Here is a 21893-nt window from a genome sequence, read left to right as displayed (position 1 = left end):
CCCGCATCGTGTGCATGGCAGCCAACTTTCTTTTTTACAGAGCTTGGAACGTATCGGTCAATACCGGTACGATTTGTTTTTTACGGGAGACAACGCCCTTCAGAACAGCTTTGTTGTCCACCAATGTTACTTGGTACGCTTTTTCTACTGCTTGTGTTGCGCTGCCGAGAGCGATCGCAACAGAGTCGTTGTTCAAGATATCGGTTACGACAAACACGAACAGGTCCAAACCTTTTTCAGCGATGTTTGCATTCATAGCTGCTTCCAATTCGCCTTGTCGTGCGAGTACATCATTTACATCCACTGCATTTACTTGCGCGATTTCTACTTTCGCATTGCCCATTTGGAACTCTTTTGCATCCAGTGTGAGCAGTTGTGCGATTGTTTTGTCGCTCAGGTCTGCCCCCGCTTTGAGCATTTCCAGACCGTATGCTTCCAGATTGACACCCGCGATTTCAGCCAGCTCATGAGCAGCCGCTACATCTTGCTCCGTGCAAGTTGGGGATTTCAACAGCAACGTATCCGAAATGATGGCAGAAAGCATCAAGCCCGCCATATCTTTTGGAATGTCTACGCCATTTTCTTTGTACATTTTCTTCAAAATGGTTGTGGTGCATCCTACCGGCTCTGCACGGAAGTAGAGAGGATTGCTCGTCTCAAAGTTCGCAATACGGTGATGGTCAATCACTTCTACCACTTGCACTTGCTCAATGTCATTCGCGCTTTGTTGGCGCTCGTTGTGGTCTACAAGGATGACTTCATTAACTTCATTCGCCACTGTTTCTACGAGGCGCGGCTCTTTTACTTGGAAGTAATTCAACACAAATGCGGTTTCGCTGCTGATTACACCCAGACGTACAGGCTCTACATTCGCGCCTAGTTTTGTTTTCAAGTCAGCGTACACAAGCGCTGAACAAATGGAATCTGTGTCTGGATTTTTATGACCGAAGATTAATTTTTTTTCCATCATCCATACTCCTTCATCGTAATTTGGCGTCAAAATTATACCATAGCTTAGAGGATATGCCCAAGATACATTATAGGTTCAAACTCGGTTGTTGGAAATAAGGTTTTGAAGATCATTCGGAAATAAATGGGAGGCGAAGTAAAATGAGAGTGGCAGCTTTGTATGACATTCACGGGAATGTACCTGCACTACATGCAACATTGGCAGAACTCGAAGTTGTGAGGCCTGATCTTATTGTCATCGGGGGTGATATCATCTCAGGCCCGATGCCCGTCCAAACGCTTGAAATGCTCTTCCAATTGGATACACCTGTACAATTCATACGTGGCAATGGTGATCGTGAAGTACTCCTCACATTTGACGGTGAGGCTCAGCGTCCGGAAATGTCTGATTCTGTTCGAGAAATCACGTCATGGGTTGCGGAGCAATTGAGCCGCTCTCATCGTGATTTCCTCGCGCAACTCCCACTTACCTACACGCTACAACGAGAAAATTTCGAGGACGTGCTATTCTGCCACGCTATTCCCACAAATGATGAAGATATTTTCACCCCACTCACACCTGATGAAGTCGTGGCCGCTTACTTTCAGGGGACGTCGCAACGAACAATCCTCTGCGGTCATACGCATGTCCAATTTGAACGTCGTCTTGGCGATCTACGTATTTTAAATGCTGGAAGCGTGGGCATGCCGTTTGCGAACAAACCAGGTGCGTACTGGTTACTGCTTGATGGCGACAGCTATGAGCATCGCTTTACACCGTATGACGTAGAGGTTGCCGCAAAACAAATCGCCTCAACGAGCTATCCGCGAGCCCAGCAGTTTGCCGATGAGAATGTCAGAAAGATCCCTTCTGCTCAAGAAGCGATGGCATTTTTGGAAGCCATGGCACAAAAAAACCGCCCCTCTACATCGTAAAGGGGCGGCTGAGAAATATGGCTGATTCAATTAATCGTCCCAGTCTACATCCAGTACAGCACCTGTCGTAGCGGAAATCTCCAAATCTACTTCCTGTCCTTTAGCCGTTTTCACTTCTACTTCATACACATAGTGATTATCGTCTTCATCCAGCTTAATGGATTTGATGTTTCCTTTCACTTTTGCCAAAGCGATTTTTTTCGCTTGCTCGACACTGATTTTCACCTGTTGGTTTTTCCAATGATCGTCGTTGTCGTCGTCATGATCATCGTCGTCATCATGGTCGACTGTTTGCCACAGCTCGCCAGTCATTGCGTCGACGTACACATCAATCTCTTGATGCTTGTTTTTGATCTCTGCTTTGTATACGAGGAAACCGTCCTCTTCATCCAGCTTCCATTCGGTAATGATACCAGTCTGTACATCCCGAACTTTTTTCAGTGCTTTTTCAGGCGTAATGCCTACGAGCTTCGCCCAGTTGTGTTTCACATCATCGTCAATTTGCAGGTACACGGTAGAAGTGTTCTTTTGAGGTACGTTGTAATATTGGTTGCTATGTGCAAAGGCTGTTACGCTGAGGCTTCCTACAATCAGTGCTCCTACCATGGTCATGACTACTTTTTTCATATGATCTCGCTCCTTTTTTTCGACCGGTTTTGTTTGATCTCCTTTATCATAAAAAGGATAGATGAAGGAAAAAAAAGAGAAAGATTAGAAATTGATGAGAAAATAGAGGAGACCTCTCACAGAATTCATGATTGCCGGCGAGCCACAACGATTAACAAAAAGAGCGAGTGTTTTCTACGGGCAAAAACGATCATTCCTGCTGTAAATCGACGCAAATGAAGCGTCCGCGCTTTTGCGTGCTTTCCGCTTTTATCCGTATAATAAAAGCAATCGAGAGGACAACAGTCGACTCGATGACATACGAAAGAGAGCGTGAATGGCAGTGTAATACATATCGTTTCTAGCTACTTTCTATTTTTTCGTAAATGAGAAGGAGAAACGATTTTCCCGTGGAATCACCACTTTTGAAAACCATCTTTTTTTGAATCTATTTTCTCGTCACCATGCAAACGGTCGTCATGTCCGTTATGACCTTGGAAGTGAAAAACCCAGCACGTATCCAATTGACTGCACAAGCAACCCAAGCTATCTCTTACGCCTATACGGATTCGGGCAATCGGAAATGAAAAAAGGCACTCTACTAATCTTGTAGAGTGCTTTTCATGTGAAAAAGGAGTGACAGCAGGATGCGAAAAATGGAAGTACGGCCTTACGAAGCACAATGGGCGACATTGTTTAGAGACGAGGCGCTGTTGTTGCAAAGAATTTTCGGTGACGAACTCGTCGAGATCCATCACATCGGCAGCACTGCCGTACCTGGACTCTCAGCAAAACCCATCATCGACATTTTGCCAGTGGTCCGAGATATCACGCGCGTGGATGATTACAACAGCGGGATGCTGACACATGGTTACGAACCTAGAGGAGAACTCGGACTTGCAGGAAGGCGGTATTTTCCAAAGGGCGGTGACCAACGTACCCATCATGTCCACATGTATCAGGTAGGGCATCCAGCTATTCACCGCCATCTGGCTTTTCGCGACTACTTGCGTGCTCATCCTGATGAAGCCAAGCATTACGGCGATGTGAAGGCAGAGCTGGCCAAACGATTCCCCTATGATTCTGGCGGTTATGTAAAAGGGAAAGATTCACTTGCAAAAACACTGGAGCAAAAGGCGCTTGTATGGAAATATTCTCAGAATGAGCAGTAGTAAATTTCTATTTTCCGAGATTGTTCTTAATGGCTTCCAATCCAGCGATTTCTCCCAGGAAGAACGTATCGCCCGCGAGTGTATCCATCGTGTAAACCTGGTTGTTTTTCACTGCTTTGAGGTTTTTCCAGACAGGATGATCCTTCCAGATATGAATCAACCCTTCTGGCTCCTCTGCTTTTGCTGAACGGCGGTTCTCCGCAATAAAGATATGATCGGGAGCGAGCTCACTCAACGCCTCGATTCCGATACGCCCCCCAATTTTGCCATCCTCGGGCAATCCTGCTATCGGTGTTAATCCCACTTCCTCATAGTAAATCGGGAAGTTTTTGGGATGCATCACCGTAAAATCCTTACCATTGGAAACGAGGAATAGCGCCGTTTCTCCTTTATGCTTGTCGGCTGCTGCTTTTGCTTCGTTTTTCAGCTTATCAAAATCGGCCAAAACTTGCTTCGCCTTTTCTTCTTTGCCAATCACTTCAGCTATTTTCATGAGGCGGGTGGGTGCATCCACTGAGAAATCAATGACAATGGAATCAGCCATTTTGTTGAATTCCTCAAATCTGGAGCCTTTTCCGGTGCTTGTCATAACAATAACCTCTGGGTCCATCTCCAACAAAGTCTCCAAATTCGTTTTTCCACCCAGATCCTTCACCGTTTTTCCTTCCGCATACTTCGCAAAAATGGGTGACTTGCTTTTCGTCGAATCAAAGCCTTCCGATACAATCGGAGCAAAATCTAGCACGAGGAAGTAATCTGTTCCCATGATATCAACAGAAGCGACACGCTCCGGCTTTTTCTCCAGTGTGACTTCCCCCATCGTATGCTTGATGGTTCGCGGATAGACAGACTCCCCTGTCCCTTTTGCAGCGGGTTGTGCTGCTCCCGCCTCAGCCGTTTGCGCTTTATTGGTAGCGTTTGTGTCTGTAGTCGCCTGTCCTGCTCCGCACCCCGCCACGAAGGCTGTGGCTAAGATTACGGACAGAATGCCTGATAATTTCTTTTTCATATCGATTGAACTCCTTTTATTCATCTCCTGATTTCAAACGTGTTTTACCCTTTTGTCCGGATCAACAAGTACAGAAAGTAAGGCCCCCCAATGAGGGAAATAACAATACCCGCCGGTACTTCTGTAGCCGGCATAATGCTTCGCCCTATCGTATCTCCAGTCAATACGAGCAATGAACCGACGAGCGCCGTAATAGGCAGCATGTATTGATGCTGGGGTCCGACCAATCTGCGCGCGATATGCGGGCCAAGCAAACCGATAAACCCTATGCCTCCGCCTGTCGCTACACTCGACGCAGCCAATCCAACCGCACCCGCCATCAAAGCTAGTCGCTCTCGTTGAAGAGATACGCCCAGGCTTGCTGCAATTTGTTCATTCATACTGAGCAGGTTCAGCACATTTGCCTTCCGATACACGTACGGCAGCAGGATCACCATCCAAGGCAAAAGTGCCAGCACGAACTTCCAATTGGAACCCCACAACGATCCCATTTGCCAAGTGACGACAAACTCGAGGTTTCGCGGATTCAACTGAAGTGTCAAAATAATGCTGACGGCGCTAAGTCCCGCCCCTACTGCAATCCCTGTAAGCAAGAGACGGGTAGGAGAAATGCCATGCCCCTTCTTGTATGCCAGCAGATAAATTATGGCTGCTGTGGCAGTCGCACCGATGAGCGCGAGAAACGGCATCAAAAAAGGCGGTGCCATGTTCGTCGCGGGATATAAGGAAACGAACAACAATACGGCCAGTCCAGCACCTGAACTGATTCCAAGAATGCCGGGGTCAGACAGGCCATTGCGAGAGATTCCTTGCAGGATCGCTCCCGATACAGCAAGCCCAGCCCCAATCATGAGCGCAATCACCATGCGAGGAAGCCGCAGCTCAAACAGCACGAGATTCTGCTTTTTTGAACCCTCTCCCAGCAGTGTTTGGAACACCTCATAGGGCCCAATGCTATAAGGTCCCGTGTTCAAACTCAAGACAAACCCGACAAGCAAAAGTACCGTGAAAAGAAGGATCAGTCGGACACTGCGGCTTTTTCTTTTTTGGGAAAATAGATCGATGTCCACTACCACTCCCTCCTTTCCTTACGTGCCAGGTACAGGAAGAAGGGGACCCCGATAACAGCGATAATGGCGCCAAGCGGTGTCTCGTAGGGCATCGCTATCATTTTGGCTCCGATGTCTGCAAAAACAACCAAAACGCCTCCCATGACAGCCGAGCAAGGAATAATCCAGCGGTAATCAACCCCGACCAGAAAACGGACGATGTGTGGGACAACGAGACCGACAAACCCAACTCCGCCAACTGTTGAGACTGAAGCACCCGCCAGCACCATGACGACAACCGCTGCTCCCCCCTTCACCAGCCTGGTCTTTTGTCCGAGTCCCGCTGCGATCTCTTCTCCCAGACTTAAAATGGTAATGGAGCGAGAAAGGATCATGGCCACAATGATTCCTCCCGCAATCCATGGCATCATGACGGATACTTGAAACCAATCCGCTGTAGAGATCCCCCCTGCTGACCAGAATGCCAGATCGTAATTGATCTGAAAAAGGAGGGAAATCGCCTGACTAATCCCTGATAGGATTGAGCTGACTACTGCCCCTGCCAACGCGAGCCGCAAGGGGGTCAAACCGCTTTTGGAAAAATAAGCCAGTCCATAAACAAGCCCTACCCCGAGACCCGCTCCGATAAAAGAAAAGAGAATAATAGACTCAAAAGGGAGTCCTGGCGCAAAAGCAAAAACGAGTACGAGTACGAATCCAGCCCCTGCATTAATGCCCATCAAGCCCGTATCCGCAATCGGATTTCTCGTAACCCCTTGCATGATGGCTCCCGCTACGGCAAAAGCAGCTCCCACCAGCGCTCCTGCCAAGGCACGCGGCATTCGCAGTGTTTGAATAATGACGTGGTGCTCGTTGCTAGAATCATAATGAAAAATCGAGTTCCAAACGGTGGCAAACGAGATATTCGCCACTCCCGTGATAATGGATGAGCCCAGCCCGAAAAGGATGGCGCAAATCCCCGCAACAATCAACACCGTCGCCATCCACGGCCTGGTTCGAAGCGAAGCATTTTTAGTGATCGGCTGTGACAGTGACATTTCCCTTCTTATCCTCCAGAGCAACGTTCGAATGAATCACGGTCAGCTTGTCATTTGCAGCCGTTCTCGCTCGTGCTTCCGGGATGACCTCCGGAAAGCCAAGCTGAAGCATTCCTACGAGTTTTTCCTCCGTACGTACCCCTACCGCTTGCAAAAATCCTGCTTGATACGTGAACGGTTCCGTTTTCCAAACGACGCCCAATCCCCGCTCCCACGCCGCTAGCTGAAAGTTTTGAATCAACGTGCAGGCTGCCGCATAGTCCTCTTCCCGTTCTCTTTGCCGAGAGTCTTCATTTACGATAACCAAAAGATATGCCGGAACGCGTAAAAGCAATTCCGGATCTCTTTTTTTCATGGCGTTTTGAAGAATGGCATCGACGACTACCCGCTTCCCTTCTTCCATGTAAAGGATGAATCGCCAAGGCTCGCGTAGTCCGTGGTTAGGTGCCCAGACAGCTACATCCAGCAACTCACGAATCAATTCCAGTGGAATCGGGTCCGGCTTGAATTTCTTTATGGTTCTGCGGTCACGGATCGCTTGTGCAATCGGATACAAGGATGACTCCATCTCGTTCCCTCCAACAATAGTGATACTCATTCTCAATCATTATCACAAACTTGTGGACGCAAGAAAATTGAAGAACCTGATTCCTTTTTTGTACATTCCTGTGACTCTGCAAGATGCGTGAGCGCCTCTGATATGGCCTGCTCATGGCCGAGTGCGGAATAATGCAGCCAAGGATATACCCCAGCTCGATGTACATTCCCTTTCAAACGATGCTTGCGTACATCCGTTCGAATTTTCCTTTCGTCGAAAAGCAGAATATGATCAGCCTGAAAATCTTGAAGCTCATCCAGGCTCGCAATATCCAGAAAGGCAAAATGACCTGTTCCCACTGGAGGTCTTACCTGGAGGTCTCCGTACAAAATATCGGAAATTTTCCGCCTTTTCGCACCAAATATACGGGCTCCACCATCCCACACCCTCACTGCCATAACGGTTTCGTTCCCAATTTTTTTGCCGATACGCTCGCGAGCAGCAACTGCTTTCAGATCATAATAATAGAGCCAGCTGGTCGCCACCTCTGTAATTCCCAGCATGGCAGCTACCTGCTGCAAATGATCTCGCCAAGTCGTTGTTTTAAAGGGAATGAGCCAGGTCGGTGCAATGGTTTCCAATTGTTCCAGCCAAGGTGCAACCTGATCTGTACCGACAATCAAATCCGGCTCCATCTGGTGCAGACGGTACAAGTCAAATTCCAGTGTGGCTGCTTCCATCTGGGAGTACGGCCTCTTTTGCCGATGCTTTTCCCAAATAGGGATCAGATGTTGAATCGAAACCCCCAATGCGAGCAGATCACCGAAGAGTGCTGGATGGAGTACGGCGATTTTCTTTTGTAACGATTTCTTGAAGCGATAAGGGGGAACGCCAACGATCTTTTTAAACATCCGACTGAAATAGTACACATCCCGATAGCCCACTTCACTAGCTACCTCAGGAATCATCACGTCCTGCGTCACCAGAAGCTGACAAGCCTTCTCCATTCGTTTCCGATTGATGAATTGCAAGGGAGTAAGCGAGGTGTACTCCTTAAATTGCTGATAGAAAAGGGTCGGCGTCATTCCTGAGTAGCGAGCCATCTCCTCGATCTGAAAAGTCTCCTCACAATGCTGCTCCATATGCTCTGCGATCCCTTGAAGAAGTTGCTGGCGATCTGTTTTTTTCTCTTGCAGCGTGATTCCAGCCAGAATAGCTTGCCATAGCTTCAGAAAAAGAATCTGCATGGTTGCCTGATCGAAGTGATCTTTTCGCCAAGCCAGATGCAATTGTTCGATGTGATGGTGAATTAAGGATATTGTTTCGATATGGTGCTTCCCCTGGATCGGCAGCATCACTTCGTTTATGAGCCATCCATCCCTTTCTTTTCTGGCATGAGCAGCAAAAAGCGCCACGTAACAAACATAGATGTTCTCTGTGATGGGCAAAAGGGCGAGCCCTTCCTGCATATCCTCTGGAGATATAACCATGCAATCTCCCTGGTTAAGCATCCCTCCTGTCTTATCCAACCGAAACGACGCCCTGCCCTCTATTATCAGAATGATGATTTGTTCGCTTTTATCTCTCGCTTCTACAAGCTTCCATTCTTTTGAAATGGACAAAACTTGCACATCATTTACAGTGATGACATTCGGATCACTATATTTTTCTGTTTTTCTCATAAATAACTCCTCTTGAATCATGATGCAGCAATTGATAACAATTCTCACCAATTGCACGAGAGACTTGGCAAAACTGCAATTGCACTTGAGTGAGAAAAAGCAAAAAAAGCCAAACGATCATAAGATGACCACTCGGCGTTTTCTCTTTCCACTTTAGCTATTCACATGACACTCTTTGTAGACAAATATTTCTAAATGATCTTATATTTTAATAAAGCAATATTTTCTACCTATGTTTCTACTAAAACACAGACAGAAAGAGGTACAGGTATGCTGAGCAATCAAAAAGTAATCGTAACAGGAGCAGCTTCTGGGATCGGGAAAGCCGTAGTGATGCAATGCTTGCAAGAAGGGGCCGCTGTCATCGCATGTGACCTCAATCAGGAAGCTTTGCTCGCACTGGAAGAAGAGATGGATCGAGCAGAAAGACTACATACGTATTGTGTGGATGTTAGCAAATATGAGGAGGTCGCGGCTTTTTTTGCGCATATTGAGGCAGAGCATGCGGATTGTACCAGTCTCGTCAATAACGCGGGCATTTACCTGGCGAAAAACATTCTGGACTACGACCTCGACACAATTGAAAAAGTGCTCGCAATTAACGTAAAAGGTTGCATTTATTTCTCACAGATGTTCGGGAAGCTCCTTTTTCCTGCCCAAAAACGAGGAACGATCGTCAACCTGTCCTCTGTATCCGGAATCGAGGGCAGCTCGGATGCAGTCTATGGAACCTCGAAGGCGGCGATTCTCGGGTTGACGAAAAGCTGCGCAATGAACTTCGCTCCCTATATCCGGGTCAATACGGTAGCACCCACCATGGTTGCCACACCGATGATGGACACCATACCAGAGTGGCGTCGGGCAGAATATCTCGCTCATGGACTCATCGACAGCCCTGTAATGCCAGCGGATGTGGCAGATACCGTCGTTTTCCTGTTATCGGAGAAGTCAAAACACTACACCGGAGCGACTTTTGACATCAACAACGGCGGGTATCTGCGGTAATAGCAAAGGGGGCGTTTATTCAGACGATTGCAGCCTGAATGAACGCCCTTTTCATCCATTCCGTTTAGTGCCCAACCATCCAAGGGCGTTTGCCTCCACGGCTGTGGGTATGTCCCCGATGTGCCTGACTGCCATGGCTGTGACTGCACCCTGCTCCTTCATGTGAATGCGATTGTTTCCGTACAATTTTCGGTTCTACACCACGCTCGATGCGTTGTCGCAGCGCTTGCGGTGTCATGATCAATCCTGGTGCAGCGTACAAACGCTTTGATAGCTGCTGGCAATCCGGGCAAGCAACGCTATCTGTCAGCTCGCTCATCTTCAGCCACTGTACAAATGGGCCACAATCCTCGCACATGTAATCGTATCTCGGCATCGTATTTGGCTCCCTCTTTCGCGATCTTTTTCTTGGCTACTTCGGCAAAATATCTCGATCAAAAATGCTTGTCGGGATAGACAAGGTGCAGCACGCGTTCGGAATGTCGACGATTCCCGCAATTCTTCCCTCCACCGGTGCCGTTCCCAGCAGCATGTACGCCTGCTCCCCCGTGAAACCCATCGCTGTTTTCAAATATTCGATGGCATTCAGGCATGCATTGCGGTAAGCGACATGCGCATCCATGTACAGCTGCTGGCCTGTCGTCTCGTGGACGGAAATTCCTTCGAAAACGAGGTATTCCGTATAGCGAGGCTCTACTGGACCTGGCTTGAATACAGGGTTGTTCACGATGTTATACTTCGCCATCCCGCCCTTGATGACATCCACATGAAGATCCAGCCAACCAGCCATTTCAATTCCGCCGCAGAAGGTCACCTCTCCGTCTCCTTGTGAAAAATGCAAATCGCCCATGGACAGCTTCGCTCCATTTACATAAACCGGGAAGTAAATACGAGTGCCTTTGGACAAGTTTTTAATATCGCAGTTTCCGCCATGCTCACGAGGGGGAACCGTTCGAGCCGCTTCTCTGGCAATCCGATCAAACTCGGCTCCTTTTAGACTGCCCAACACGGCACTGTGCGGGGTCGGCAAATTCGCGAGTGGCGGCATTCGTTCAGGATTTGTCGCTACGAGGTCGCTCTCTCTTCGGTTCCAGCGATCCAGTAGCTGATGAGACGGCGCCGTACCAATCAAGCCTGGATGAAGAATGCCAGCAAATTTGACTCCTGGCAAATGGCGAGAAGTCGTGTAAATGCCGTGGAAGTCCCAGATCGACTTGGCCGCTTGCGAATAATGATCGACGAGGAAGCTCCCGCCGTTTTCTTTGGCGAATATCCCGTTAAAGCCCCATTCCGATTGGGGGAGCGCCCCGATATCGAGAATATCGACAACCAAGAGGTCGCCTGGTTCTGCTCCATTCACCCAGACAGGTCCACTAAGCACATGGACGCGATTGAGATTGACATCGCGAATGTCGGAAGGGTCATCGTTGTTAGCGATCTGCCCGTCCGTCCAGTCCTTACATTCCATGCGGAAAACAGCTCCTGGATTCACGGAAACGGTTGCTGGAATGTCTGGGTGCCATCTGTTGTGACCAGGTGTATCCTGCTCCTCCATCGGTTTGTTCAAGTCAACTCGAAATAAAACTTCTGGCATGCTGCTTCCCCCTCACTTGTTCAAAATTGCGTATGCCGTACATTCACCAAAAGAAGCAAATGACATGCCAATGCTTGTTGGTCCCGATAAAAATTTGATGATACCGATTCTTTTGGCTATTTTCTCCTGTATACTTAATACAAAGAGCTTGTCGCAAAACAGGTCATGCATTTGATCTGCCCTTGACCGGAAAAGCCCCTCATCTCTTGTATCGCTTTCGTCATTGTGTGTCGTTTGTTTCCCTGCTTCCTTGTCGGACACCTGTCCCACGATCGAACAAACAAACTATAACCAAGAAAGGGTGCGAGAACGATTTTTGAAGCCGGCATGCTGCTCTCGTCTTTCGATTCTTCCTCCGTAATTGAGCGTTCCCATCATCGCGCGATCTCTCATGCTGTCTTTCATTCTCTCTATCAACAATTACAGGCCTCTGCGAATCTTTCAACCTACGAATTTTCTCTGATCAGGGATGCGCTTATCCATTTGCTACAAAATGGCTCTTTGCCGCTTTTCCCGCTATCCCTCTCTACTACGCGACGTTCTTCTGCACTCCAAACTGATCATGTGATTCCAGCTCTTAGGCATGCCTCCCATTCTGTTCCCAATTGGAAGAGTCTTCTTTTCGCATGGGCCGAAAACAGCCAAGAATCCCTAATCGCCGTAAGCGACGATCGTGTCGTGCTGTTTGCCAACAAACGGGCACAAGAGCAATTTTCGTTTTATGAAGGCCTTGTACTCGAAGCGGATTGGAAACAAGAACGCATAACCAATTGGTTCTTGGAGGAACTCGATCTAGGGGAAAAGACGTGGTATCGCCTCTTTCTCATTCGCCCATGCACGTCATCCTTGTCAAAGACAGCTAGCAGTTACTCGTTTTCAGAGATTCATACAAATAGTCCCCTCTATCAAGCCCAATTACATACAGCACGTATTGCTGCACAATCACTATCAAATACGCTATTGCTCGGAGAAACAGGCTGCGGCAAAGAAGTCCTGGCACGTGCCATCCACTCCTCCAGTTCGCGAAAAGACGGTCCTTTTCTTGCGGTCAATATCGCAGCACTTCCGCGTGAACTGATCGCCAGTGAGCTATTTGGATACACAGAAGGAGCTTTTACTGGTGCAAAAAAAGGAGGACAACTGGGAAAATTCGAAGCGGCAAATGGAGGAACGCTATTTCTCGATGAAATCGGGGATATGAGCATGGAGCTTCAAGTGCTTTTGCTACGCGTCCTCGAAGAACGCAAAGTGACGAGATTGGGCTCTCACGAAGAAAAGCCATTGGACATTCGGATTATCGCTGCAACCAATCGTTCCATTGAAGAAGATGTACGGAATGGGCTGTTTCGTGCAGACCTTTACTACCGGCTTAATGTCCTGCAGATACGCATCCCTTCCCTGCGCGAACGCAAGGAAGACATTGCAACCTTGGCTGACGAGTTCCTCCAGCAGCTTCATACCCAATACGCTGGCGGTCCGACAGGCATCTGTGAATCTGCCCTGGCAATCTTGCAGCAGCATTCATGGCCCGGAAATATTCGAGAGCTGCGCAATATCGTGGAGCGAGCATTTTTACACGCGTTCGGTGATTCGTGGGTCACCTCTCACCATCTTCCGAGCGAATGGCAGCAGCAGTATGGACTGCAAGAAGCATCCGGGGAACCTTTGCCATTATTGCGCGAATTAGAGCGACAGACGATCCAGCAAGCCATCACACAAGCTCCCTCAATCAGCGCCGCTGCCAAAAAGCTAGGAATTGCCCGAAGCACCCTGTATCGAAAAATGGAAGAGTTAGGAATCGGATAAAAAAATCGGGGGATGAGCTCAAGCAGCTTGTCCCCCGAAACATGTTACAGAAGCCCTATTCGTCAGCGAGTGCTCGCCGTATCGTCATTCTTGCTTCCTCTGCCACTTCTTCGTCATTTTGATCAATGGCTTGCATCCAGAGCAGCATTGGAATGTACACTGCCATCATCCTGGCCAATATTTTTGTCTCTTCATCCACTTCTCCATACGCATGAAAAAAAGACTGGCGGGCTTGTGGTGGTAAAAAACTGTAGGCCACATTTACATCCGCTCCTGGATGACCCACATTGAGATCTCCCCAGTCAATGATGCCCGATATCTGCCCAGCTTCATCTACCAGCATATTTTTAACATGTAAGTCTCCATGCAGCAGCACTTCACGCGGACTTAATCGGTCTATCACAACTTGCCCTAAATAATTCGCGATCGCATCCCGATCCTCTGCAGAAATATGTACAGCTAAGGTAGCCAAAAACGTCTGCATCTTTTCTTTTCTCTGTGCAATGTCCAGCAGGTTCCTGTGATCATGCTCGATCCCGTTCTCGCGGGCACGCTGGAGCGGAAACGCGTGCAATCTTTTTAAAAACGTCGCAAGTGCCACTGCCGATGAAGCACGCTGCTCGTCGGTCAAGCCTTTTGGAAACGTTCCTGGTACATACGTGTACCCCAAAAAAGGGAATGGATAATCGTCGTTGGGTTCCCCATAAAAAACGGGCTTCGGATACGGTATTGTCAGGAATGCCGCAAGCATTGGCAGCAGCACCCCTTCCTTTTTGATCAATTCAACAGCGACATTTCGCCTGGGAAAACGGAAAACATATTCGTCCCCCACTCGAAAGACCACGTTATCCCAACCAGAGCCGATCTGCTTGATGGGCATAGAAGTTAGCTGCGGAAACTGACGGAAGATGAGTGCGCGTGCCAATGGTTCAGATACTTCCCAGTCCGCATCCCATGGATTCGAGTTGGTCATTGTTTTCGTTCCCTCCCATTTGTCGTTTCATCTGTCGTGATGATGCTTGCAGCTACGATTGCGCAACTCGGATCTGATAGACACATTTCTTTCCGCCGATTGCTACGCATTCCGTCCGTTCTACGCTCGTCTGTAGCAACGCTCGGTAACAATTAAGCTCTCTTGCACAGATCATCTGATACCGATCTGCTACTTTAAAATAGGGACAATTGTACTGCGTGATCACATATTCCTCATCACTTACCTGTTCCCATCTCGCCATAAATCCGTTGTCATCTTGGATGTGTGCCATCTCTGCCACCTTTTCAGATAGCTCTTTTCCTTCCAGTTGCCCCTCGTATTTCTGGATAATCTTCTCTTGCTGTCTTGCGAAAAATTGATCCACTCGGTCTTCCCCGTCTGCCAGCACGATATGCTCCATCAAATCCACGGCTAATTGCCCGTAATCATTCGGAAATTGTTCGTTGCCTTTCTGTGTCAACGAGTAGTAGTGCATCGGTCTACCTGCTTTTTGACGGCCTACTCTGCACACAACAAAACCGTCTTTTTCCAAGTAGATCATTTGCCTGCTGACAGCTACCTTTGTGAGCTCCAGCCTGTTTTGCAAATCTTTTGTGCTGAGTTCCCCTTCTCTTTTCAGCAACAACAGAATGTATTCACGTGTTGATAGGTGTCTAAATCTCTCCATTTTCTCTTCGCCCCTTTATTGGAAAAGAACGATACGCTCACAGTATATGTCCTTTGTACAACTAATTCAACAAACATGTTTATAAAGTGACTCTCTTTGTTCATCGTGAAACCTACGCAACTGCAATTTATTAAACATTTTAGTTGAATATATATAAAATAGTGCATATACTGTGATTGTAGTGCAAGGTGCTTTTTTCCAAAAAGGATAGGTGAAACGAATGAAACCTGTATTCTCCCTTCTCCGTGAACGACAGGTCGAGGTGACTTATCAGGAGCCTTTGGCGGCACATACTACCTGGAAAATCGGCGGACCAGCGGATTTACTGATTACACCGAGCAGTAAATCCCAACTGATCATGGTCCTGCAAATACTGAATGAACATCATGTCCCATGGATGGCAATGGGAAAGGGCTCTAACCTATTAGTCACAGACAAAGGGTATCGTGGCGCGGTCATTAAATTAAACAAGGCTCTGGACTATGCCCGAATCGCGGGCAATCAGATTTACGCAGGGGCCGCCTACTCCTTGATCAAGCTTGCAGCGTTGGCAAACAAGCACAGGCTCAGTGGCTTGGAGTTCGCAGGCGGAATACCTGGGTCTGTCGGCGGCGCTGTGTATATGAGTGCAGGCGCGAATGGATCGGACATATCAGACATTTTCCATTCAGCTGAAGTGATCACGCACACGGGAGCCATTCGCTCCCTACGTGCTGTAGATTTGGATTTTTCTTATCGCCACTCATCCTTGCAAGATGCTCATGTCATTATCACGGAAGCTATTTTTGAGCTGACTTTGCGCGACAGCGAAAGCATCAAGCTCCAGTGGAACCACTATAAAGAAAAACGTTTAAAAACACAGCCTCTGCCTTTTGACTGTGCGGGGAGTGTATTCAGAAATCCTCCGGGCCATTTTGCTGCAAAGCTCATTGAAGAGGCTGGCCTAAAGGGCATGCGATACGGAGGCGCGGAAGTATCGAGCAAGCATGCCAATTTCATTATGAATACCGGCAATGCCACTGCACTTGATGTATGGACACTCATGAGGAAGATTCAGGAAAAAGTTCACAGCCAATCAGGGATTCACCTTGTTCCTGAGGTTGTGATCGTAGGTGAACAGTAATTATAAAAAGGGAGGTCTCACGATGATTCAAATCAGCGAAGCTGCCGTCACTCGCATTCAGAATATGCTCGAACAAGAAAGCTCTTCTCTCTTCATCCGTTTTGGCGTGAAGGACGGGGGGTGCTCCGGGATGACCTATGGACTCGGTTTTGATGATACGTATCAAGACGGCGACACCACCATCGATATGGATGGCGTGAAGCTGGTCGTCAATCCGGAAAGCTATCCGTATATCGATGGCGTCGAAATCGATTACAAAGAGACAGGAATGATGGGTGGATTTACGATCCAAAACCCGAATGCGATCGCAACCTGCGGCTGTGGAAGCAGCTTCCGTACAGCCCTGCATCGAGGGAAAAGAGAAAAGTGTGAGTAAATCATCAGATGAAAATGACTTGTCACCGATTTCAAATGAATGCTATTCTATTGAAAAATTTCCCCCTATTACTTATGTAAGGTGACAATATGCTTTCATTTTCCAGACTGATAAAATGTAAACCCCCCATCCCGTAATCTCCCTCCTACGCTGTTTGAGATTTTCGGAATATAGGGGGAATGTACAAGTGAATAGAAAAATCTCAACACCATCTTTGTTACTGTTGATGATCCTGGTGGGTTTTCCGCAAATTAGCGAAACGATCTATACACCTTCGTTACCTGATATCGCCAATAGTCTCCATGCCAGTAACAATACGATCCAGCTGACACTCAGTATTTACTTCCTCGGTTTTGCCTTTGGCGTATTTTGCTGGGGAAGACTTTCTGATTCTATCGGTCGACGCCCTGCCATGCTCTGGGGAATATTCGTTTACGGACTGGGCAGCTTTGGTTGCTACCTCTCCGATTCAGCTGACTGGTTGTTATGGAGCCGGTTCATTCAAGCTTTCGGTGCGAGTACAGGATCGGTGGTAACCCAAACCATCTTGCGAGAGAGTACCGACAGCAACAAGCGTCATGCAGTTTTTGCCCAGATTTCTGCCGCTCTCGCTTTTACGCCTGCAATTGGCCCCTTAATCGGTGGTTGGGTGGATCAATCGTTTGGATATCAGGCTGTTTTCTTCACGCTGATTGCGATGAGCATAGCGATTTTTGCTTACGCGTTTGTATCGTTGCCTGAGACCAAAACGTCTACAGCTTCGAAGATAAACACACTAGCTGTAGCTAAACGACTTTTTACGGACAAAAGGATTTGGGCTTTTGGCTTCTTAATTGGGGCGACAAATGGCATATTGTTCAGTTACTATGCCGAAGCTCCATTTATTTTCATTGCGTTTTTCGGCATGACACCTGGTGTGTTTGGGTTTTTGGGTATTTTCGTAGCATTGGCTTCTGTGATCGGAGCGATGCTCTCGAAAAAACTGCTAACCAAATACCCGGCTGAGAACATTATCCTGATCGGCTCACTAGTGACGACTTTAGGGGCGGTATGGCTCACAAGCTTCACTTTGTACGGTGTGGGTCCGTCCGTTATTTCGATGGCGATCATGGTAGCCTCTATCTTTACTCTTCTGCTGGGGGTTGGAATCATGATTCCAAACTGCCTGAGTTTAGCCCTTGTCCATTACAGCGATGTACTCGGAACTGCTGGCGCTATTTTTGGTTTGGGTTACTACATCGTCGTTAGTCTTATCACCAGCGGCATGAGTTATTTTCATAATGGCTCGCTCGTCACCATGCCAATCTACTTCTTGCTATTGGCGATCATCATGGTGCTTGTTAGTAAACAAATGACAGCTAGCCATACAGCCAAGTAGCCCATTCATCCTATCAACATCAAAAAGCCGATTCTCTCTTAGAGAAAATCGGCTTTTTGCCCGTACCTCGTCACCCCTCCCGCTTCGTCTCGATCGATAATCCTTCGACATGCTTGCGACTCATCATTTTACGCTTCTTCCGGTTCTCTTTTGTCTCGAATACGATGTCCATGTCATAGTCGGCCGGATACAGTTCTTTGCCCTCAATATGCAAGACGAGGCGCTTTTTGTTGATTTTATACTTCTGATTTTGAATCATGACGCCAACGATACCTTTGGAGTCCTCCGCAGCAAACACAATGCCGGTTCTCCCCAGATAGGAGATGAATACACAATCACCAACAGCAAATGGTTTGTCACGCTCAGGCGTTGCAGGTGTGCCTGCGGCTTTTTCTGAAATCTCCTGTGGAGGATGCTCACGCTTTTCCTTTTCCTTTTCCACCTCTACTTCCACTTCTTCTGGCTTTTCTATGACTCTTGTTTCCACATAACTTGGAGCTTCATCCTCTTCCTGCTCGACGTCTTGGTATAGATCCAGCCTTTCTGTAGTGGCAGGGGGAGCCGCGAATCCATTCCGAGTAATTTCCCGAGAACGCTGAATCATCTCAGACGGGATACCCAGCTTCAGTGCGATCAGGAATGCGTAGCTCTGTCCTGCTTCTCCGATGCGCAGGCGATACAGTGGCTGCAAGGTCTCTTCGTCAAATTCCATTCGTGCATTTTGAAACCCGGCAGTTGCGGAGGCAAAATTTTTGATCTCGTTAAAATGTGTATTCACAATCACCGTTGCGCCTCTTCGGTGCAGCTCCTCCAAAATCGCAATCGATAGGGCAACACCTTCTCCTGGATCTGTACCCGTAGCCATCTCATCAATTAGGACGAGAGTCGAAGCGTCGGTAATCTGCAAGATTTCCAGGACATTATGAATATGCGCGGAAAACGTGCTTAACGCCTGCTCGATGCTTTGCCCATCCCCAATATCTACCGCAATGTTGCGGAAAATGGAGAAGCGACTTCCTTCCTGCACGGGTACGAGCAAACCTGACTGCACCATCATGGTTAAAAGCCCGATGGTTTTCAACGTCAATGTTTTCCCACCTGTATTGGGACCTGTAATAATAAGCGATTTGTACTCTCGACCAATCCTCATGTGCAGCGGCACCATTTTCGGACCGAGTAGCGGATGCCGCGCTTCCTTGACATCGATGATCCCTTTTTCGTTTAGTTCGACATTCGCGCCCCCAATTGCCAATGCGTACTTCGCTTTTGCGAAAAGGAAGTCATACATTCCGACGGTCTCGACATTCACAGCAAGTTCGTGTGTATATTCTTCAGCGAATGCGGACAATTGCATCAGTACTTTTGTTACTTCGCGTTCTTCCTCTGCCTTGAGTGCTGTGAGTTCAAACTGTACGGTGCTGATCTCCGTCGGTTCCATATAGACGGTTTGACCGCTCGCCGATTCATCTAAAACACTGCCAGCCACTTGCTTGCGATGTTCTTTTTTGATGGGGATGACATAACGACCATTGCGTGTACTAATGACATTTTCTTGCATGATCGAACGATATTTGTTCATGATGGAATCCAGTTGTCTTTTCAGGCGCTCTTCAAAGACGACAATGCGCTTACGCACCTTCAACAAGTCTTTGCTAGCGGAATCGACAACTTGCCCATGACGGATACATTGTTCGATTTCATTTTTCAATTTTGCGGCGTCGTACATCGATGCTGCATAGGTACTTACGCGTGGCGCCAATTGTGCTTTTGTCGCCATGTACTTCATTAGCTGTGAGCAACTCGTTAAGAACAGGTACAGATTCGTAAAATCATTTACGCTAAATACATATCCCGTCCCCAGAAGGGAGAGGATCTTCTCCATCCCTTCCAGCGCAGGAATCGGTACACTGGCTCCATTTTGCAGGATGTTCTTGGCTTCTGCTGTTTCGTCCAACTTACTTCGCACTACTTTGACAGAGTCCATCGGCATCATTTGTTCTACATGCTTTTTTCCTGCGTACGATAAGGCGTATTCCATTACCTTTTCTTTGATTTTGTCGTATTCGAGACGTTGTAATGCTTTTTCATTCATGACTGATTTCTCCTTTTTTCCAAAAAATAAAAAGGGCGAAGAATGAACAAATGTCATTCTCCGCCCTTTTTTTGGGATACCTAAACAAAACGCAACCAAATAAAAAACCGCGCTGAACTCAGCACGGATTTTGGGCGCAATGATAGGGTTTTCACCTAAGGCATTGTATGATATCCGTTGTTCTTAACTAATTCCAAGGCCGATTATCACCCAGCACAAAGAAACTTTGCAGCATGGCAAAATTTCGAATGATGAATCAAGACCTTTTGTATGGAATTGCTTTAGTTAAGAACGACCGCCGACATCAACATCTCTCCCTAGATATGGTTCTCTCTACTATAGCGCAGGTGATCCTCTGCCGTCAATCCGCTTCGAATTTGTACACCTTCAAACTAAAGCCCTCAAAAATTTCGTCAAGCTGTTTACTCACCACATCCCAGGCCCCACCTGCTAATCCGCAGCCGATCCCGTATGGAATGGCGATGGTTAGATTTTCTTTTTTCGCTAGGGAAAGAACTTCTTCTAACCCTTTTTGCAGCATGTCATATTTCGTGTAGACTCCTTTTTTTCCATAACCGAGCTGTGCGAAAAGGTTGACAATGTACTTCCCTTCTCCAACTTGGCAAAGCTGTACTTGTCCAAGGAGGTCTCCACGCGCATCCGCATACTGATCGCAAAGCCGCTTGTACTCCGTATAAACACTTGGATATTTGGCTCTTATTTGTTTGGCAAGCCCTGCTCCCATCACACCCATGCAGTTGACCTGCTGCACGATGATATTTTCCGTGGCTTCCAATATGTTGCCTGACACGACTTGTACCCATTCATTCATTGCACTCACTCCTTCTCCTTACGCTACTTGCAGGGCTTTCTTTTTACGCCGTAGGAAACGCAGGCAAACAAAATAAAGCAAAGATGCAGCCACGCCCAGGACATAAAACTTAGGAAGCAGCCTAAAGGTATGCGTAACGATTAAGAAAAGCATCATGGTCGCGATGATTCCAGCCACGATGTATAGCATTGCTTCCAGTATGAAAAGGAGGCTTTCCTTGTTCCATGGCAATCGTTTCATGACCCAATCAATGACGAGAGATTGCGGAATCCCTAACAGAAACACCGTCGGGAACGTAAACATCGCAACGAGAAGAACCGCGGATCGATCCTGAAAATACAGAAGTGCAGTCCCAAACGTAAATAAAAAACTGGCCAGTATGCCCGCAATAAACCTTTCAGCCATGCTGGACAATCACTCCTTTCTCCCTACACCTGCTCACGAATAAACAGGTCTGGATAGTTCAGAACCAGCCCATTTGTATCGACAGTGATGTTCTCTACGAATGTTCCTGCCCGGTATTCATAGACAGAAGAGTCCCCTGTGCATTCTAGCAACGTATATTGCTGCTGCACTTGTCTGTACGTCAGCTCATGGGCTGAGAAATAGACTACTTGCATAGACTGTGGTTCGCTTGGAGAATACGACAAACGGCGGATCGGCAGTGTATTTGTGAAAGGTGTACAAGAAATATCGATATCGATACAGCCAAAGAGCTCAGGAATCGGCTCACCCACCTCGTTCGTCCAATTTCCCCTGCCATCCGATGAGAGATGCAAAGCTCCTTCTTCGCCCATGATTCCCATTGAAACTTCTCGCGTGACCCAATTTGAATCAAGGACAATCTCATATTGGATTCTTGTTATGGTGGCATCATCCAGCCTACCGACCACCATGCTATTTACGTGAATTCTGCTTGATCCCTCCCGTATTCTCAAGTGCTCATATCCGACGCCTGTCGTTGGTTTCCAGATAACATCCGTTGGCAGCATGCATAGACCTCCGATCATTTGTTCCCCTTTTCTCCA

At 47.6% G+C, this 21893-nt stretch carries 22 protein-coding genes; 7 read left to right on the top strand and 15 right to left on the bottom strand.

What is annotated here, in order from left to right; genetic code table 11:
* Positions 1-34 precede the first annotated feature (34 nt).
* Positions 35-967: a manganese-dependent inorganic pyrophosphatase gene (locus FB479_RS00905; protein ID WP_106653648.1), complete on the bottom strand. Its 933-nt coding sequence runs from the start codon at positions 965-967 to the stop codon at positions 35-37.
* 143 nt (positions 968-1110) lie between these two features.
* On the opposite strand from FB479_RS00905, the gene FB479_RS00900 reads away from it, so the two are divergent.
* Positions 1111-1884 (top strand): metallophosphoesterase family protein, encoded by a 774-nt coding sequence (locus tag FB479_RS00900; protein ID WP_106653649.1) that lies wholly within the window; start codon positions 1111-1113, stop codon positions 1882-1884.
* Positions 1885-1914: 30 nt separating this feature from the next.
* Here FB479_RS00900 and FB479_RS00895 read toward each other — a convergent pair whose 3' ends face one another.
* Positions 1915-2511 (bottom strand): PepSY domain-containing protein, encoded by a 597-nt coding sequence (locus FB479_RS00895; RefSeq protein ID WP_142061618.1) that lies wholly within the window; start codon positions 2509-2511, stop codon positions 1915-1917.
* Positions 2512-3137: 626 nt separating this feature from the next.
* On the opposite strand from FB479_RS00895, the gene FB479_RS00890 reads away from it, so the two are divergent.
* Positions 3138-3662 carry a GrpB family protein gene (locus FB479_RS00890; protein WP_142061615.1) on the top strand — a complete coding sequence of 175 codons (525 nt, stop codon included), beginning with the start codon at positions 3138-3140 and terminating at the stop codon, positions 3660-3662.
* A gap of 7 nt (positions 3663-3669) precedes the next feature.
* Here the strand turns inward: FB479_RS00890 and FB479_RS00885 are convergent, their stop codons facing one another.
* The 5 genes from FB479_RS00885 to FB479_RS00865 are packed head-to-tail and all read right to left on the bottom strand — an operon-like array spanning position 3670 to position 8998.
* Complete coding sequence (locus tag FB479_RS00885) at positions 3670-4671, bottom strand: ABC transporter substrate-binding protein (RefSeq protein WP_142061612.1); 1002 nt, start codon at positions 4669-4671, stop codon at positions 3670-3672.
* Positions 4672-4715: 44 nt separating this feature from the next.
* Positions 4716-5741: a FecCD family ABC transporter permease gene (locus tag FB479_RS00880; RefSeq protein ID WP_106653652.1), complete on the bottom strand. Its 1026-nt coding sequence runs from the start codon at positions 5739-5741 to the stop codon at positions 4716-4718.
* Positions 5741-6778 (bottom strand): FecCD family ABC transporter permease, encoded by a 1038-nt coding sequence (locus FB479_RS00875; protein ID WP_142061609.1) that lies wholly within the window; start codon positions 6776-6778, stop codon positions 5741-5743. The genes FB479_RS00880 and FB479_RS00875 overlap by 1 nt, the downstream gene beginning before the upstream one ends.
* Entirely contained in the window at positions 6753-7346 is a 594-nt protein-coding gene (locus tag FB479_RS00870; RefSeq protein ID WP_106653654.1) for a nitroreductase family protein, read from the bottom strand. The genes FB479_RS00875 and FB479_RS00870 overlap by 26 nt, the downstream gene beginning before the upstream one ends.
* Before the next feature lie 32 nt (positions 7347-7378).
* A complete protein-coding gene (locus FB479_RS00865; RefSeq protein WP_142061605.1) occupies positions 7379-8998 on the bottom strand; it encodes an AraC family transcriptional regulator in 1620 nt (539 codons plus the stop codon).
* 270 nt (positions 8999-9268) lie between these two features.
* On the opposite strand from FB479_RS00865, the gene FB479_RS00860 reads away from it, so the two are divergent.
* A complete protein-coding gene (locus FB479_RS00860) occupies positions 9269-10003 on the top strand; it encodes an SDR family NAD(P)-dependent oxidoreductase (RefSeq protein ID WP_142061601.1) in 735 nt (244 codons plus the stop codon).
* A gap of 64 nt (positions 10004-10067) precedes the next feature.
* On the opposite strand, the gene FB479_RS00855 is transcribed toward FB479_RS00860, so the two are convergent.
* Both FB479_RS00855 and fmdA read right to left on the bottom strand, forming a co-directional pair.
* Entirely contained in the window at positions 10068-10379 is a 312-nt protein-coding gene (locus tag FB479_RS00855) for an FmdB family zinc ribbon protein (RefSeq protein ID WP_106653656.1), read from the bottom strand.
* A 36-nt stretch (positions 10380-10415) separates the two neighbouring features.
* Positions 10416-11597: a formamidase gene (gene fmdA / locus FB479_RS00850; RefSeq protein ID WP_106782843.1), complete on the bottom strand. Its 1182-nt coding sequence runs from the start codon at positions 11595-11597 to the stop codon at positions 10416-10418.
* Between the two features lie 483 nt (positions 11598-12080).
* Between fmdA and FB479_RS00845 the strand changes: the two genes are divergently transcribed.
* A complete protein-coding gene (locus FB479_RS00845; RefSeq protein WP_142061598.1) occupies positions 12081-13403 on the top strand; it encodes a sigma-54 interaction domain-containing protein in 1323 nt (440 codons plus the stop codon).
* Positions 13404-13458: 55 nt separating this feature from the next.
* Here FB479_RS00845 and FB479_RS00840 read toward each other — a convergent pair whose 3' ends face one another.
* Together FB479_RS00840 and FB479_RS00835 are read right to left on the bottom strand one after the other, a co-directional pair.
* Entirely contained in the window at positions 13459-14376 is a 918-nt protein-coding gene (locus FB479_RS00840) for a phosphotransferase (protein WP_142061595.1), read from the bottom strand.
* A gap of 52 nt (positions 14377-14428) precedes the next feature.
* The gene (locus FB479_RS00835) at positions 14429-15064 is read right to left on the bottom strand and encodes a helix-turn-helix transcriptional regulator (protein WP_142061592.1); all 636 of its coding nucleotides are present in this window, start codon (positions 15062-15064) and stop codon (positions 14429-14431) included.
* A 220-nt stretch (positions 15065-15284) separates the two neighbouring features.
* Between FB479_RS00835 and murB the strand changes: the two genes are divergently transcribed.
* The 3 genes from murB to FB479_RS00820 all read left to right on the top strand — a co-directional run bounded on the left by murB (position 15285) and on the right by FB479_RS00820 (position 17941).
* Positions 15285-16187 carry a UDP-N-acetylmuramate dehydrogenase gene (gene murB, locus FB479_RS00830; protein WP_142061590.1) on the top strand — a complete coding sequence of 301 codons (903 nt, stop codon included), beginning with the start codon at positions 15285-15287 and terminating at the stop codon, positions 16185-16187.
* Between the two features lie 22 nt (positions 16188-16209).
* Entirely contained in the window at positions 16210-16563 is a 354-nt protein-coding gene (locus FB479_RS00825; protein WP_142061587.1) for a HesB/IscA family protein, read from the top strand.
* A 187-nt stretch (positions 16564-16750) separates the two neighbouring features.
* On the top strand, positions 16751-17941 hold the full coding sequence (locus FB479_RS00820; RefSeq protein WP_142061584.1) for a multidrug effflux MFS transporter: 1191 nt from the start codon (positions 16751-16753) through the stop codon (positions 17939-17941).
* A 70-nt stretch (positions 17942-18011) separates the two neighbouring features.
* On the opposite strand, the gene FB479_RS00815 is transcribed toward FB479_RS00820, so the two are convergent.
* From FB479_RS00815 to FB479_RS00800, 4 genes are all read right to left on the bottom strand, one after another.
* Positions 18012-20033, bottom strand: a complete 2022-nt coding sequence (locus FB479_RS00815; protein WP_142061582.1) for an endonuclease MutS2 — start codon at positions 20031-20033, stop codon at positions 18012-18014.
* A gap of 361 nt (positions 20034-20394) precedes the next feature.
* Positions 20395-20865, bottom strand: a complete 471-nt coding sequence (locus FB479_RS00810) for a macro domain-containing protein (protein ID WP_142061579.1) — start codon at positions 20863-20865, stop codon at positions 20395-20397.
* Positions 20866-20883: 18 nt separating this feature from the next.
* A complete protein-coding gene (locus tag FB479_RS00805; protein WP_142061576.1) occupies positions 20884-21270 on the bottom strand; it encodes a hypothetical protein in 387 nt (128 codons plus the stop codon).
* 23 nt (positions 21271-21293) lie between these two features.
* Positions 21294-21857: a putative glycolipid-binding domain-containing protein gene (locus tag FB479_RS00800; protein WP_142061573.1), complete on the bottom strand. Its 564-nt coding sequence runs from the start codon at positions 21855-21857 to the stop codon at positions 21294-21296.
* Positions 21858-21893: the final 36 nt, after the last annotated feature.

The sequence above is a fragment of the Brevibacillus sp. AG162 genome (assembly GCF_006715575.1).
Lineage (GTDB): Bacteria > Bacillota > Bacilli > Brevibacillales > Brevibacillaceae > Brevibacillus > Brevibacillus brevis.
Note: the sequence above shows the minus strand (reverse complement) of the source record. Positions and strands in the feature narration are given on the sequence as shown.

What these genes read in the sequence shown, in the direction of transcription:
- fmdA (WP_106782843.1), bottom strand. Translation starts at nt 11,597, where the DNA reads ATGCCAGAAGTTTTATTTCGAGTTGACTTGAACAAACCGATGGAGGAG.
- FB479_RS00815 (WP_142061582.1), bottom strand. Translation starts at nt 20,033, where the DNA reads ATGAATGAAAAAGCATTACAACGTCTCGAATACGACAAAATCAAAGAA.
- FB479_RS00840 (WP_142061595.1), bottom strand. Translation starts at nt 14,376, where the DNA reads ATGACCAACTCGAATCCATGGGATGCGGACTGGGAAGTATCTGAACCA.
- FB479_RS00900 (WP_106653649.1), top strand. Translation starts at nt 1,111, where the DNA reads ATGAGAGTGGCAGCTTTGTATGACATTCACGGGAATGTACCTGCACTA.
- FB479_RS00870 (WP_106653654.1), bottom strand. Translation starts at nt 7,346, where the DNA reads ATGGAGTCATCCTTGTATCCGATTGCACAAGCGATCCGTGACCGCAGA.
- FB479_RS00865 (WP_142061605.1), bottom strand. Translation starts at nt 8,998, where the DNA reads ATGAGAAAAACAGAAAAATATAGTGATCCGAATGTCATCACTGTAAAT.
- FB479_RS00835 (WP_142061592.1), bottom strand. Translation starts at nt 15,064, where the DNA reads ATGGAGAGATTTAGACACCTATCAACACGTGAATACATTCTGTTGTTG.
- FB479_RS00805 (WP_142061576.1), bottom strand. Translation starts at nt 21,270, where the DNA reads ATGGCTGAAAGGTTTATTGCGGGCATACTGGCCAGTTTTTTATTTACG.
- murB (WP_142061590.1), top strand. Translation starts at nt 15,285, where the DNA reads ATGAAACCTGTATTCTCCCTTCTCCGTGAACGACAGGTCGAGGTGACT.
- FB479_RS00875 (WP_142061609.1), bottom strand. Translation starts at nt 6,778, where the DNA reads ATGTCACTGTCACAGCCGATCACTAAAAATGCTTCGCTTCGAACCAGG.
- FB479_RS00890 (WP_142061615.1), top strand. Translation starts at nt 3,138, where the DNA reads ATGCGAAAAATGGAAGTACGGCCTTACGAAGCACAATGGGCGACATTG.
- FB479_RS00855 (WP_106653656.1), bottom strand. Translation starts at nt 10,379, where the DNA reads ATGCCGAGATACGATTACATGTGCGAGGATTGTGGCCCATTTGTACAG.
- FB479_RS00810 (WP_142061579.1), bottom strand. Translation starts at nt 20,865, where the DNA reads ATGAATGAATGGGTACAAGTCGTGTCAGGCAACATATTGGAAGCCACG.
- FB479_RS00800 (WP_142061573.1), bottom strand. Translation starts at nt 21,857, where the DNA reads ATGCTGCCAACGGATGTTATCTGGAAACCAACGACAGGCGTCGGATAT.
- FB479_RS00860 (WP_142061601.1), top strand. Translation starts at nt 9,269, where the DNA reads ATGCTGAGCAATCAAAAAGTAATCGTAACAGGAGCAGCTTCTGGGATC.
- FB479_RS00825 (WP_142061587.1), top strand. Translation starts at nt 16,210, where the DNA reads ATGATTCAAATCAGCGAAGCTGCCGTCACTCGCATTCAGAATATGCTC.
- FB479_RS00895 (WP_142061618.1), bottom strand. Translation starts at nt 2,511, where the DNA reads ATGAAAAAAGTAGTCATGACCATGGTAGGAGCACTGATTGTAGGAAGC.
- FB479_RS00885 (WP_142061612.1), bottom strand. Translation starts at nt 4,671, where the DNA reads ATGAAAAAGAAATTATCAGGCATTCTGTCCGTAATCTTAGCCACAGCC.
- FB479_RS00905 (WP_106653648.1), bottom strand. Translation starts at nt 967, where the DNA reads ATGGAAAAAAAATTAATCTTCGGTCATAAAAATCCAGACACAGATTCC.